A 13,942-nucleotide genomic window follows, 5' to 3' on the forward strand; every position below is an offset into this window, starting at 1 on the left:
CGCAACTCTATTTCCTTACCATTACCATCCACCGCTTTAATTTTCACGCGTTCATATCGGGGTACATAGCCTTTGATGTCACGGTCTACAGAAAGGCAGCCTTCACTTTGGGGTAAATAGATCATTGTGGCCGAATGGCTGATGATCTTAGGATTCACAAGGGCGTATTCATACTGCTTCCCTTTTTCATCTGGAAAATACATGACGAACATGCGCTTGTTCAAACCTATCTGATTGGCAGACAATCCTACTCCTTCACGCAGGTTATACTTCTTTTGCAGTTTTGGATCCTGGCTATTTTTCAAATATTGCATCATACATTCCAATGTTTCACGATCTTCATCTGAAATCGGCAGGCTGACTTCCTCCGTTACTTGCCGCAGAATGGGATCACCTTCCCTAACGATATCCTTCATCGTGATCATATAGTCTTTTATAAATTTACTCATAGAAATTCACACTCTTCTACCATTTTATTTTTTCATCACTTAGACCATTACACTTTAGCATTTCAGATTTAAAAAGTCTAATGTGCAGGTTGGATGTCCCTAACGCATGACTTCACGCTTATCTCTTCAATAATAAATACTTTTTCTTGACTTTAACATTATTTACCTTTAATTTAGGGCATAAAGACCCATAGATTACAGGTTTAAAAATTTTATACTGAAGTTATATTCTTAAAGGAGATGAAAAATTGAATTCGAACTCTAAATTAGTTTCGAAGTTGCTGCCGTTCCTGACGGCTTTCATTGTGATAATCGGTGGTATCAGTTGGTATGTTGTAACTCAGTCAAAGGATAAGGTCATTCCCTTTTCTTCGGTTGAAAAGACGATCAAAGCCCAAGATGGGGCCCTGGTCTCCATAGAAGAAAAAAGAAACGGGACTCTCCACATCACGACACCTGATGGAGAATATGTTTCTAACATCCCTCCCAATAGTCAAATGATTAACAAACTAGTCGAAACTTATAATGTTCAATATTCTTTTTCATCAACCAATAAGTCGGCAATATGGATTCTAGGCGCATTGATGGCAGCTCTCGCCGCAACCGCGGTGATCATCAAAAAAAGAACCAAAGGCGGACTGCGCATCGGCAGTAAGAAACAAAGCCTTTCCGCCCCCAGGCCTTTACCAGAGATAACCTTGGCTGATGTAGGCGGCTTGCAGAACGAGATCAAGCAAGAAATCCTCCAGACCCTCACTACATTGAAGGAACCTGAGCGTTCGGAAAAGATTGGAATCAAGCCGCCTCAAGGCATTTTATTATACGGACCTCCCGGAACCGGGAAAACGCTGCTTGCACAGGCAATTGCCAAAGAACTGGGTGCCAATTTCTTCTCAACGAGCGGCTCTGCCTTCAACGAAATGTTTGTCGGAGTCGGTGCAGCACGGGTCCGCAGCCTTTTTCAAAACGCACGCAAGCAATCGCCGGCCGTCATTTTCATTGATGAGGTGGACGCACTGGCTGGCAAAAGGAAACCCCATGGCGGGGAGGAAGCCGAGAAAACGTTAACGGAACTGCTTGTCCAATTGGATGGAGGTCATCCTAATGAAGGCATTCTATTCATTGCCGCGACAAACCGCAAAGATATGCTTGATGAAGCTTTTCTACGGCCGGGCAGGATTGATTTCTCCTTCCAGGTTCCACTTCCTGATACTCAAGGACGGAAGGAAATCATCGATATCCATACGAAGGGAAAACGACTGGCAACTGACGTCCTTGCATCCCTTGATGAATTGGCTGAAAGTACATCCGGTTTCTCCGGCGCGGACTTATCCTCCCTGTTCGATACGGCATCACGCCACGCCCTTAGGAATGAACAGGATATGATCCGTAAACAAGATCTGGATTATGCAATTGACCGCACGATTCTAGGTGCCACATCACGGACATTGAACGATGTCGATACAAAACGGCGAGTGGCGATCCATGAAAGCGGACATGCCTTGATCGCCGCTTTGACAAAGCCCGGCTCTGTTCGAAAAGCGACCATCATTCCCCGGGGCGAGGCCCTTGGATATGTCGCACCTATACCAAAAGAGCTCCATTTGGCAACGGCAAGTGAATTGCTTGATCAAGTCAAAATGATACTGGCCGGTGGTGTAGCCGAAAGGATGTATTTAGGGGAGCACAGCATTGGTGTCGGCGGTGATGTCCAACAGGCGAAACAGCTTCTTGAGCAGATGGTCGATACGGGAATGCTTCAAGACGGATTTACCCTTACTTTCAATAAAAGCGATAAGGAACACAAGATGCAGGAATTATTCACCAGGGCGATTTCGGAAACGGAAATGTTGATTGACGCGAATCGCCCACAATATGAAGTTCTGGTTGAGGAGCTATTGAAAAAAGAGACACTCGAGGGATCGGTTGTACAGCGAATCGTTGATGCTTCCGAATTCACCAAGGCATGCTCCAACGCTTAATATTATACTTTGCATGACTAGGGGCCTGGACAGGCCCCTTTTTTTCGTTTCCCCTTATGTGTTCCATATAAGGGGGCATTCATTCAAACGGAACGCCTATGCAATCCGCTTGTTTATTGGCAGCTTTATTTTTCCTGCCGATATTACTGCATTCCAATGAACAATATTTACTGCTTGCCTTTCTTGGTTTAAACTCTTTCCCGCAATGTTCACATTTCTTCCATTGATATTTTATATAGGCTGTCCCTTTGCATGTTTGGGAACAGTATTTAGCATTTTGATTGTAACTTTTAAATTCACGACCACACACCATGCAATCGAATTGTGCCATTATCTTTCCTCCATATTATTAGTCTAATAGCAGGGAACCATCGATCAATCCACTTTTTCGTGTCGCTGCAGACGTTCACCATTAAAAACGTCTTCCTTTGCACTCCCGGAGCTTTTATACTTGTCCTGAATTAAACTTATCGCCACTGCCGCAATCACGGCTGGAATCGCGAAGCTAATGAAATTCATATAAATGGGTAGCTTTAGCTCGATTAACATACCACCCATCGCAGGTCCGAGAATGGCACCGAACCTCCCTATTCCGAGGGCCCATCCTAAAGCTGTTGATTTGATATCGGTAGGATAAAAGATCGATATAAATGCATTGTTCAAATTTTGGGACCCGATCGAGGCTGCTCCGGCAACGGCAACCAATCCATATAAAATGATCGTACCTGGTTTAAAGCCGAGTAAGGTCAAACAAATGGCGCCAAAGGTAAATAAACTAATGAGCACCTTTTTCGATCCAATCCTATCAGCCAGCCAGCCACCGCAAATCGACCCGATTATCGCCCCGATATTCAAACTGAAAAGGAACAGCAAGCTGGACCTTAATGGATAACCTGCTTCCATCATCAATTGAGGTAACCAAGTCCCCAATCCGTAAACCATTAATAACCCCATAAAACAGGCAATCCAGAACATGATGGTGGTTCTTCCTCTCCGATTTTCAAAGAGCTTGGCGACCGAAACGCCTGTCGTCGATAATTCGTTTATGAATCTATCGTTTTTTTGCGGGACGTAGGAAGGGTTCAAACGCTTCACTATCGCACTGGCTTTTTGATAATCCCCTTTTTCAACATAATAATAGAGGGACTCCGGTAAAAATTTAATTAAAAAAGGGATCGATAACAGCGGAATCGCCCCGATGAAGAACATCCATCGCCAACCTAAAGCCGGAATCACATTCATTCCTAATAGCGACACCAAAATGCCGCCTATCGAATAACCGCTAAACATGACGGCCACCATGATATTTTTTATTGATTTTGGCGAATACTCGGACGTCAGGACGACTAACAATGGAGGAATTCCGCCCAGTCCCATCCCGGCAATAAACCGGTATACAGCAAAATCAACCGGTCCCTGTGCAAAACCTGTCAATAATGTGAATGTGCCAAAAAGGGCCACACAAGTAATGATGACTGCCTTTCTCCCCACTTTATCCGCCAATATCCCACAGAAAAGAGAACCGATAAGACCGCCTACCAAAGTCAAACTTCCAATCATGCCCAAAACGCTTGGCGCTGTGCCCCAAGCTTCACCTACACTCGGGATGACGGCTCCATAAACGACTAAATCAAACCCATCAAAAAGAATGAGAAAAATGCACCATAATAAAACGGAAAGGTGAAAAGAATTAAATTTACTATTTTCGATGACGTGTGCAATATGAATATTCTGCAAGTTTATTCCCCCGTATATGTTTGGTATCCACTTCCTAAGGCCAGCTAGTGGTATCACCGATATGGAATCTTGCTCCTTATGTCTTGGGGGTTATTTTAAGACCCTCGCATATCCCTTCGATGGTGACAAATAGGGGCTGATCGATGAATCCTGCGGCACTTCCTTGATGTGCACAAACGGCAAGACTATATTCGCTGTCTACCCTATATTGTTTACAGGTATAATCAGCTATTGGTTTATTGCTATGTACATCTGTCAGTTGAATGTCATCCATGCCATTCCTGCTCACATTAAAAGCGCGTAAAGGCATGGATAAACCTTTACCGACTGCCTTGATATAGCTTTCCTTCAGGGTCCACATATCATAAAAGGCTGAAAGTCTATCTCCCGCTTCCCAGACCTCGGCATATTCTTCTTCTGTAAAGAAACCTTTTGCCAGCTCCAAATCGAACGGACCGTTTTTCTCGATGTCCACTCCAACCTCAGCATCATGGAAGGCACAAACCACATACTCTCCGGAATGGGAAATATTATAATGGATGGATGGATGCTTGGGTAAAAAAGGCTTTCCATATGCATTAGTCTCCACTTCCAAATTTCCCCTAACCGATCCATGCCGTTTTTCAAGAATGAATCTCAGCAGCAAGTCCCCTATAAGGGACCGGTATGCATCATCCACCTTATGGTATCTTTTCAGACGAACCTGCCTTTTTGTTGAAACATGGGCAAACAGTTCGTCCAAGTCTCCCTCACTTCTCTTGGCAGGCAAAGTACATATATACACCTCTACCATTCTTCTTCCTCCTTTCTCTCTTCTGGCAAAATGAATAGGAGGTCACTGTATAATCACAGCGACCTTCCCTTTAATGAAATCTCCAGGCTAACTGGATGAGTCACTCACTGACGCTTCTGACCTGTTTTACATCATGGGGCTTGGCAGTATCCTTTGCTGGCATGATGGCTTTGAAATCATCCTTCCTCAAACGCAGGGCCCACAATAATGCAGCGACGAGGAACAAGGCTGAGCCGAGGAGGGCGAATTGATAAGAGGCTAAATGAACCACCATATCCCCATTCGCTCCCGTCATGCTCGTACCGGCTGCCCCGAGAATGCTCGCCAGGATGGCTACACCAACGGCGGAACCCATTCGGTTTTGCACATTGAACAATGTCGTTGCCCTTCCCATGGAAGCCGAGTCGATATTTGTGAAAGTAGAGAATTGTACCGCAACGACCGTGTGTCCCAAGCATATCCCGACGCTGAATAATAAAGCACGCAGGACCCATGGGTTGGCTGTCGGCCCAACCAGGCTTATCACTGTGAATATGATGATCGTGCCAAGCAGGCCTATCCGGATCACCTGATGGATTCCCCATTTTTTAGTGGTCCAAGGCATCAGCCGCGACGCCACCATTAAACCCAGCGCTTCCGGAAAAGTTGTCAGGCCGCTTTCTAAAGCTGAAGCCTGAAGCGAACTTTGATACATTAACGGGAATACAAAGAGCATCCCCAATAACCCTGCCATTGAAAATAAAGAAATGATGCCCAACGTCCGAAATAATCGGTCGGATAATAAACGCAAATCAAGCATCGGTTTGTCCACTTTTAACTCCACTACAATGAATGTGCAAACAAGAATCGCTCCAGCCATTCCTGTATACAGGACCACGGGGGAATCCCACCCTTTAGCCGGCCCTGCGTTCAGTGCATACATCAGCATGGAGAATCCAGATGCCGAAAGCAAGAATCCCGGGAGGTCCAGCCTGCCTGCGGTTGGTTCCTTGTGTTCTTTTAAAAAAAGTAAGCCGAATAATATAACGAGAATGCCGAAAGGGACATTTATATAAAACGCCCAGCGCCATGACAGCTGTTCGGCAAAGAATCCGCCAACTATAGGACCAATGGCTGGCGCGAAGGCAATCGGCAGCACAAGCGACCGGGATACCTTCGGCCGTTCTTCAGGAGAGAATGTCCTAAATAAAAGCGCCATTCCAACCGGTGTCAGGACACCGCCCCCTGCCCCCTGCATAACCCGGAACAAGTTCAAGGTTTGGAGATCATTCGCGAATCCGCATAAAAGGGAGGCGGCCGTGAAGACACCCAAGGCCATCAAGAAGATTTTCTTGGTGCCAAAGCGATCACCAAGCCAACCAGCTACCGGGAGGAATACGGCCAGACTTACTAAATACCCGGTGTTGATTCCACTCGTCGACGAAGGCTCGATGTTAAATTCCTTGCTGATCGTTGGCAGGATCACATTGACGATCGTCCCGTCCATCGAAACCATGAACATCGCTATGACATAAACGATGCTCACTACTGCTTTAGGATCAAGCTGCATTCTTGCCTTCACTTTGTTCCGTCACTGCTGGCAACTAGCTTCAAGCTTTTTGGCTGCAAGTCCGTCCAGTTCGTGTTGATGTACTTCAAGCAATCCTGCCGGCTTTCCTCCTGGTATATGACGGACCAGCCGGATGGAATAACAAGAAAAGCGGGCCAAAGGGAATGCTGACCTTCTTCATTTATTAACACATTGTAGATGCCGTTTTCATTCTCGAAAGGGTTGGTCATCAGTTATCTCCTCCTTCATAAATCTTTGCTGACTTCTGCAGATTGATGAGTTTTTCAGCAATTACTTGGCCAATTTCAGCAAGCGGTCCTGGCTGACACATATCCTTATGGCGGCAATGGATATTATGCTGTTCTATTTCACCGTGAATGAATGGCTTCCAAGTCTCTGGGTGAATCGGATCGAACCAATCCGGGATGATCGTCGACCTAAAGAAGAGCACATCCCCTTTAAAGGTCTTTGGTTTATACTCACTCATGATCCGGACTGAATTCACATATGTCTCTTTCAGGTTCAGGATCGTTTCCTCTTCTAAACTGGCCAATGCACTTCCGTCACGACGCAGGATTTCTATGGCACTAGCATTATCCAACGGCTGGTCTCCTAATGTATCAGGATCGTATCCACCCAATGCAAGCAGCGCGATTAAAGCTTCCTCATCATCCGGCGCCTCATTTATAGGCAGGAAATGACTTGGATATGCATCTAGGATTGCAACAAGGCGTACGTCCTCTCCCTCATTTTGCAGTTGGGTTGCCATTGCATGAACGACATTGCCTCCGAGAGACCAACCCAATAGATGGTAAGGGCCTTTTGGCTGGATCGTCCGCAACTGTTCAATATAGTCGGCCGCCATTTCAATCAGCGTTTTCGGGAATGCCTCTTTCTGAGCTATGCCTCGTGCTTGTAACCCGTAGATTGGATAGTCAGGTCCAAGCGCAGTCATCAATCCAGCGTAGCACCAGCTAAGTCCGCCCGCCGGATGTACGCAAAACAACGGAAGTTCCCTCCCATTTTTCCTAAGTGGCAGCAGGACGTCCAATGCACTTTGGCTCGTGCCCATTTCCAAGCGTTCTGCCAGCCCCGCAACAGTCGGAGCTTCGAATAGGTTACCAATACTAAGCTCGACCCCAAGTGCTTCACGGATTTTGCTCATCAAATGGACAGCTAGCAGCGAGTGACCGCCTAGATCGAAGAATCCATCATCTATTCCGACATGAGGTAAATCTAGAACCTCCATAAACAGATCGCAAAGAATCTCCTCCTGCGGCGTTCTCGGCCCGCGTCCCGATTGTACGGCACCGAATTCCGGCGCCGGCAATGCTTTACGGTCCAACTTGCCATTCGGTGTCAAAGGCAGTTCTTCCATTTCAACGAAAGCGGAAGGAACCATATAATCCGGAAGGCCTTCAGCTACTGAACGACGTACATGTGCAGCATCGAAGGTCACATTTGATCCAGGTACGACATATGCGACCAGTCGCTTATCACCGGGGTTATCTTCACGAACCACTACCGCAACTTGTTCAATATCGGAGTGTTGGGCGACCGTTGCCTCTATTTCACCCAATTCAATACGGAATCCGCGGATTTTGATTTGATGATCGGCACGCCCCATATAATCCAATGATCCATCCTCGCGCCAGCGAGCCAAATCCCCGGTACGGTACATCCTCTCACCTGATGAACTGAATGGGTTGGCGACAAAACGGTCCGCCGTCAAGCCAGGGCGTCCCAAATACCCACGGGCAAGGCCTGGCCCGGAAACATAGAGTTCCCCCACTACCCCTGGCGGAACAGGCTGTAAGACGGCATCCAACACATACACCCCAAGATCGGGTATGGCGCACCCAATGAGGCTATTGGCTTTTATGGATGTAATATCACGATTAAGCTCTAGATAGCTGACATGAACGGTCGTTTCCGTAATTCCATACATGTTGATGAGATATGGTGCATTTTCCGGATGACGGCCATACCAATCCTCCAAACGGCTTAGTTCTAGTGCCTCCCCGCCATAAATCACATAGCGCAAAGCAAGTTGCTGCCCAATTTCCGGCATTTCCCGATCGGCCTGCATCAATTGATAAAATGCCGATGGGGTCTGATTCAGGACCGTTACTCCTTCTTTAACCAATAGCCCTAAAAATTCCATAGGTGATCGGCTGATCGAGTGCGGCACGACAACAAGCTTGCCTCCGTGGAGTAATGCTCCCCAAATTTCCCACACCGAAAAGTCAAAAGCATAGGAGTGGAACATCGTCCACACATCATTGGAATCGAAACCGTACCAATACTGCGTCGACCCAAATAGTCTGATTACATTCTGGTGCGGAACGACAACCCCTTTTGGTACACCGGTCGAACCGGAAGTATAGATGATATACGCCGAATTCAGGGGTGATAACGGGCGGATGCGGTCAACATCCGTTGGATTGATCGGCGAATGATGCTCTAATTCTTCAATGGTACTCGCTTCATCCAGGATGATTTGGCTGATATCTTTCATATCAGGCAGCTTCGATGCTACACTCGAATCGGTCAGAACACATGCAGGCTGGGCATCAGAGAGCATGAACGATAACCGGTCCGCCGGATACTCTGGATCCAGCGGCAGGTATGCGGCTCCTGCCTTGAGTACAGCCAGCAGGCCGATAACCATTTCCAATGATCTAGGCAAGGCCAATGCGACAAATTGCTCCGGTCCTATCCCTTTCGCAATGAGTAGGCGGGCAAGCTGGTTCGCCTTTTTGTTCACCTCTTCATATGTCAATGAAGTTTCACCAAATACCAAGGCAATATGTTGAGGATACTTTTTCACCTGTTCTTCAAGCAGTGAAGGTATGCTCGCATGCTCTATTTCATCGGAACTTCCATTCCAGTCCACTAGGATTTTTTGACGCTCTTCAGGTGCCAGTATATCCAAAAGCCCTATATGCTGATCGGGTTCCGAAAGGGCGCCGTCCAATAGTCTTAATAAACGATAGATTAGCATTTCGGCAGTTTCCCGTTTAAAGAGATCTGTACTATATTCAAGGAACCCGCTGATTCCATCTGGCCTGCCATTTTCAGCGTGCACTTCTCGGAATTCCATGGTCAAATCGAACTTCGAAGCACCTACGCTGTATAGCTTCAGGTTGGATTGCACCCCTGGAAGCTCCAATTTAGGATCTGGTGTATTCTGCAGCGCAAGCATGATCTGGAATAACGGATGCCTAGAGCGTGACCGGACTGGATTCAGCACCTCCACCAGTCGCTCAAACGGCAGGTCCTGGTGCTCATAAGCTTGTAAATTGACCCTCCGCACCCTGTCAAGAAGCTCCCGGAAAGTAGGATCACCTGATGTATCCGTCCTTAATACCAAGGTGTTGATGAACATCCCTACCAGGTCGCTTAAAGCATCATCACTGCGACCCGCTATCGGACTTCCGATCGGAATATCGTTACCGGCGCCAAGGCGAGTGAGAAGTGCAGTCAGGCCGGATTGCAATACCATGAATAAGCTGACGCCATTTTCACGAGCCAAATCCAATAAACGCCGATGCATGTCGGGATTTATCGAAAAATCGATCGTATCGCCGCGATAGCTGGATTCGAGTGGCCGCGGAAAATCGGTTGACAATTCCAATTGGTCTGGCAGGTTTGCTAATATCTCTTTCCAATAATCGATTTGTTCATTGGCTAAACTGGCTTCATCACGTTCGCTTCCTAAAAGATCATCCTGCCAGATTGCATAATCGGCATACTGTACAGGCAACGGCGGAAGGTTCGGTTCGTCACCTTTAATTCGCGAAGCATAAGCTGCGGTCAGATCGCGAGTAAGCGGTGTTAACGACCATCCATCTCCTGCAATATGATGTAATAATAAAACCAATACATGCTTGTCAGGGGCCATTGTGAAAAGCTGGGCACAAATGGCCGGTTCTTTCGCAAGATTGAAACTATATCTCGTAGCCGTCGCGATTTCCGCTTCAAGCTCGGCCTCTTTTATATGCGATACCAATAATTCCACTTGCGCCTCGGAAGGATCGAGCACATATTGATGAGCTGTACCCAATGTAACGGGAAAGAGTGTACGCAAAGCTTCATGGCGCTCGACTACATCATTGAGCGCCGCTTCGAGTGCCCCGGTATCGAGTTCGCCGGACATTTCAACCACGAGCGGAATGTTATACGTCGGGCTCGGACCTTCCAGGCTATGAAGGAACCATAATCGCCGCTGGGCAAAGGAAAGAGGCACCTGTTTTGGCCTTTTTGCCTTTTTAACAGGCAACCTTGCACTTCTCCCGTTGGAAAGCTGTTTGACAAGACCGGAAACGGTCGGTGTCTCGAACAATTTACCAATGCCTATTTCAACTCCGAATGTTTCTCTTATTCGAACCATCAAAGTCGAGGCAAGCAGAGAGTGACCGCCTAAATTAAAGAAGCTATCATCGATACCCACCCTTGAAAGGCCTAGGACCTCGGCGAAAAGATCGCTGACGATTTCCTCCTGCGGTGTTCTGGGAGCACGTTCGGAAACAAGGCCAGAAAGATCAGGCGCGGGCAATTCCTTCCTGTTGAGCTTTCCATTTGGAGTCAATGGCAACTCCTCAAGCTCAACGATAGCGGATGGGACCATGTATTCCGGCAAAACACTACCTACAAATTCCCGTATTTCCACAACATCGACCGTCACTCCCAAAGAAGGAACGATATAGGCAACGATCCGTTTCTCGCCCGGCTGATCTTCGCGTACGATGACTGCCGCCTGCTCGATGTCAGGATGCCGGGTAAGCCTTGCTTCGATTTCCCCTAATTCAATGCGGAACCCTCTTATTTTGATTTGATGATCGGCACGGCTGATATAATCCAGTGTGCCATCACTACGCCAACGAACAAGATCACCGGTGCGATACATGCGGCTGCCCTTTGGACCATACGGATTAGCGACAAACCGCTCAGCAGTTAAATCCGGGCGTCCTAAATATCCACGCGCAAGCCCTGTACCCGCGATATATAATTCCCCTACAGTCCCTTTAGGAACGGGCTTCAAGGCTGCATCAAGCACATATACCTGTGTATTCCAAAGTGGCTTGCCGATCGATGGCATACCGCTCTGTTCCGGATCAAGGGTAAGGGCTGAAGACCATATCGTTGTTTCCGTCGGTCCGTACAGGTTCGTCACTTCACATCCTAATTCATGTAAAGCGTTTGTCAGGCTGATCGAAAGGGCCTCTCCGCCAACTAACACCCGGAAATTCTTTATCACATCAGGATAATTCGCTACAAGTGAATGCCAAAGCGTTGGTGTGGCCTGCATGATGCTTATCTCATGCTGAACGATCATCTCGGACAAGGTCTTCGGATCTTGAATCGTTTCCTTAGCGGCAATGACACAGCTTGCCCCATTCAAAAGCGGCAGGAAGATTTCCAAACCGGATATATCAAAGGCAATGGTTGTAACAGCCAGGAGACGGTCGCGATGATCCAAGGAAAATTCGTTTTGCATTGAAGATAGGAAATTGATAAGGCTTTGCGATTGAATCACGACACCTTTTGGCTTCCCGGTAGAACCCGAAGTGTAAATCATATAAGCCGGGTTAAGCGGGGACATCGTTCCCTTCCTGTTTCCATCCTCCACATTTGCATCCGGCTGTTGCGCTAGCGCTAGAGCGGTCTCTTGCTCGTCCAATAAGATGCGCTCCGCTCCTTTGGCATCCGTTAGTTTCGAGGCAATCCCTTTACTGGTTATGATGGCTGCTGGCCTGGCATCTTCCAGCATGAATTCGATTCGATCTGATGGATAATCCGGGTCGATAGGCAAATATGCCGCTCCCGTCTTTAAAACCGCTAACATGGAAATGACCATATCCACCGAACGCGTCAAAGCGATCGCCACGAATTTCTCAGGTCCCAGCCCCTTCTGCAAAAGGAGGTGTGACAGTTGATTGACCCGCCTGTTTAAATCTTTATATGTAAGAACTTCGTTATCATCGATTACGGCCGTCCAATCAGGGGTTTTTCGCACCTGGTACTCGAACAATCGGGGTAAAGGTCCAGTTGGGAGCTCTGTTGCCGTACAATTCCATTCAAGCAGGACCTGCTGGTGTTCCTCGGGCAATAGAAGTTCAACTTCACCGATCGAACGATCTTCCTCTGCAATCGCAACCTTTTCAAGAAAGCTCAAAAACCGTGCATGATGGGTACCTAAATCTTCGAGGCCATATACTTTCGGGTTCGCATCAATATCGATCCTCAGCCCTTTTCCATCAGACTTGTCATAGATGTTAATCGACAAATCATCGACAGGACCGGTGGCAAGCTTATGTGTGATCGCCTTGATTCCTGAAAAATCGAGGCCATAGTCAAACGGCATGACATTGATTTGCGGTCCGAATAATCGCTGGTTATCACCCAGCAATTTAAGATCTCGGCGCAATTCCTCATGACGGTAGTTTTGATGGCGGCGGATATTGCGGACCTCCTTGGACACTTGCTGCACCAATTCTTTGAAGCTCATCTCAGGCTTTACAGACAAACGCAGCGGCAACAGATTCATGACCATGCTCGGGATGTTCAATGAGGAAGACCCCAACCGTCCCATCATCGGTAAACTGAGGATGACGTCTTCCGATCCTGTCAAACGGTTCACATAAGCGGCCGTCACCGCAATCACCACTTCATGCCAGCTTCCCGAATATGTATGGGCGTTCGCTTTTAAAGCTTGTGTAGCGGAAGGTGATAAATAACCCGTTTGGCTAAGAAAGCCTTTAGAGGTCCTGGGTGCACGATCCGCTAGGCTCATGACCTCCGGCTGATCGGCAAAACGTTCTAGCCAAAACTGGCGATCACTTTCGAACTTTTCGGAATTCCTATATGCCTTCTCTTCCTCAAGCAGTGTACGTAGGGGGGAAAAGGCAGCTTCGTTCACATTTCCCCCTTTTTGAAGTGCCGTATATAATTTGGCTACACGTTGTGAGATAAGGGAAAACCCAAATGCATCCATGACAATATGGTGAATGCGTTGATACCAGAAAAAGCGGTCCGATTCCACCTTGAATAAAACTTGATTGAAGAGCGGGTCATGTTTCAAGTCTATTGGATGAGCCAAATCTTCCTTCATCCATTGGATGGCCTTGTGCCGGGAGTTTTCCTCTTCGCTTAAGTCCATGAATGTAAAAGGAAAATCAAGCGATTCCCCACTCATTTGAAACGGACCTTCATGATCTTCGCCAAAGCGGACATGTAAAAACTCCGCCTCCTTGACCGCCTGCGTCAGTGCCTGTTCAAAATGCACGATATCAATTTGTCCGGCTATTTCTATGTATTCCCCTGTGTTATATATCGGGTTATCCGGCTCCAGCTGCTGAGCGAACCAGATACCGGATTGTGCGCCGGTCAAATTCCAGCGCACATCTTGATCCTGAATATTAAGCACTCC

Annotated in this window: 8 protein-coding genes; 1 reads left to right on the forward strand and 7 read right to left on the reverse strand. The window is 47.3% G+C overall.

All coding sequences use genetic code 11. The features are described 5' to 3' along the window. Positions 1–449, reverse strand: a 449-nt coding sequence (locus AS888_RS19280; RefSeq protein ID WP_155645561.1) for a peptide deformylase, incomplete at its 3' end; no start/stop codon positions are given. 248 nt (positions 450–697) lie between these two features. Between AS888_RS19280 and AS888_RS19285 the strand changes: the two genes are divergently transcribed. After that, on the forward strand, positions 698–2,431 hold the full coding sequence (locus tag AS888_RS19285; RefSeq protein WP_061143768.1) for an AAA family ATPase: 1,734 nt from the start codon (positions 698–700) through the stop codon (positions 2,429–2,431). Positions 2,432–2,510: 79 nt separating this feature from the next. Here the strand turns inward: AS888_RS19285 and AS888_RS19290 are convergent, their stop codons facing one another. The 6 genes from AS888_RS19290 to AS888_RS19315 form a co-directional block, all read right to left on the reverse strand. Then, positions 2,511–2,762: a hypothetical protein gene (locus AS888_RS19290; RefSeq protein ID WP_061143769.1), complete on the reverse strand. Its 252-nt coding sequence runs from the start codon at positions 2,760–2,762 to the stop codon at positions 2,511–2,513. A 44-nt stretch (positions 2,763–2,806) separates the two neighbouring features. Continuing rightward, positions 2,807–4,168, reverse strand: coding sequence for an MFS transporter (locus AS888_RS19295; protein ID WP_061143770.1), 1,362 nt, complete (start codon positions 4,166–4,168; stop codon positions 2,807–2,809). Positions 4,169–4,244: 76 nt separating this feature from the next. Continuing rightward, complete coding sequence (locus AS888_RS19300; protein WP_061143771.1) at positions 4,245–4,961, reverse strand: 4'-phosphopantetheinyl transferase family protein; 717 nt, start codon at positions 4,959–4,961, stop codon at positions 4,245–4,247. 100 nt (positions 4,962–5,061) lie between these two features. Next, positions 5,062–6,510 (reverse strand): MDR family MFS transporter, encoded by a 1,449-nt coding sequence (locus AS888_RS19305; protein WP_061143772.1) that lies wholly within the window; start codon positions 6,508–6,510, stop codon positions 5,062–5,064. 8 nt (positions 6,511–6,518) lie between these two features. Then, positions 6,519–6,740: an MbtH family protein gene (locus tag AS888_RS19310; protein ID WP_061143773.1), complete on the reverse strand. Its 222-nt coding sequence runs from the start codon at positions 6,738–6,740 to the stop codon at positions 6,519–6,521. Continuing rightward, on the reverse strand, positions 6,740–13,939 hold the full coding sequence (locus tag AS888_RS19315; RefSeq protein WP_397252199.1) for an amino acid adenylation domain-containing protein: 7,200 nt from the start codon (positions 13,937–13,939) through the stop codon (positions 6,740–6,742). The genes AS888_RS19310 and AS888_RS19315 overlap by 1 nt, the downstream gene beginning before the upstream one ends. Positions 13,940–13,942 lie beyond the last annotated feature (3 nt).

Source organism: Peribacillus simplex, assembly GCF_001542915.1.
GTDB lineage: Bacteria > Bacillota > Bacilli > Bacillales > DSM-1321 > Peribacillus > Peribacillus simplex_B.

Bases quoted from the DNA above. Each gene is read 5' to 3' on its own strand.
- AS888_RS19310 (WP_061143773.1), bottom strand. From the start codon at position 6,740: ATGACCAACCCTTTCGAGAATGAAAACGGCATCTACAATGTGTTAATA.
- AS888_RS19290 (WP_061143769.1), bottom strand. From the start codon at position 2,762: ATGGCACAATTCGATTGCATGGTGTGTGGTCGTGAATTTAAAAGTTAC.
- AS888_RS19300 (WP_061143771.1), bottom strand. From the start codon at position 4,961: ATGGTAGAGGTGTATATATGTACTTTGCCTGCCAAGAGAAGTGAGGGA.
- AS888_RS19305 (WP_061143772.1), bottom strand. From the start codon at position 6,510: ATGCAGCTTGATCCTAAAGCAGTAGTGAGCATCGTTTATGTCATAGCG.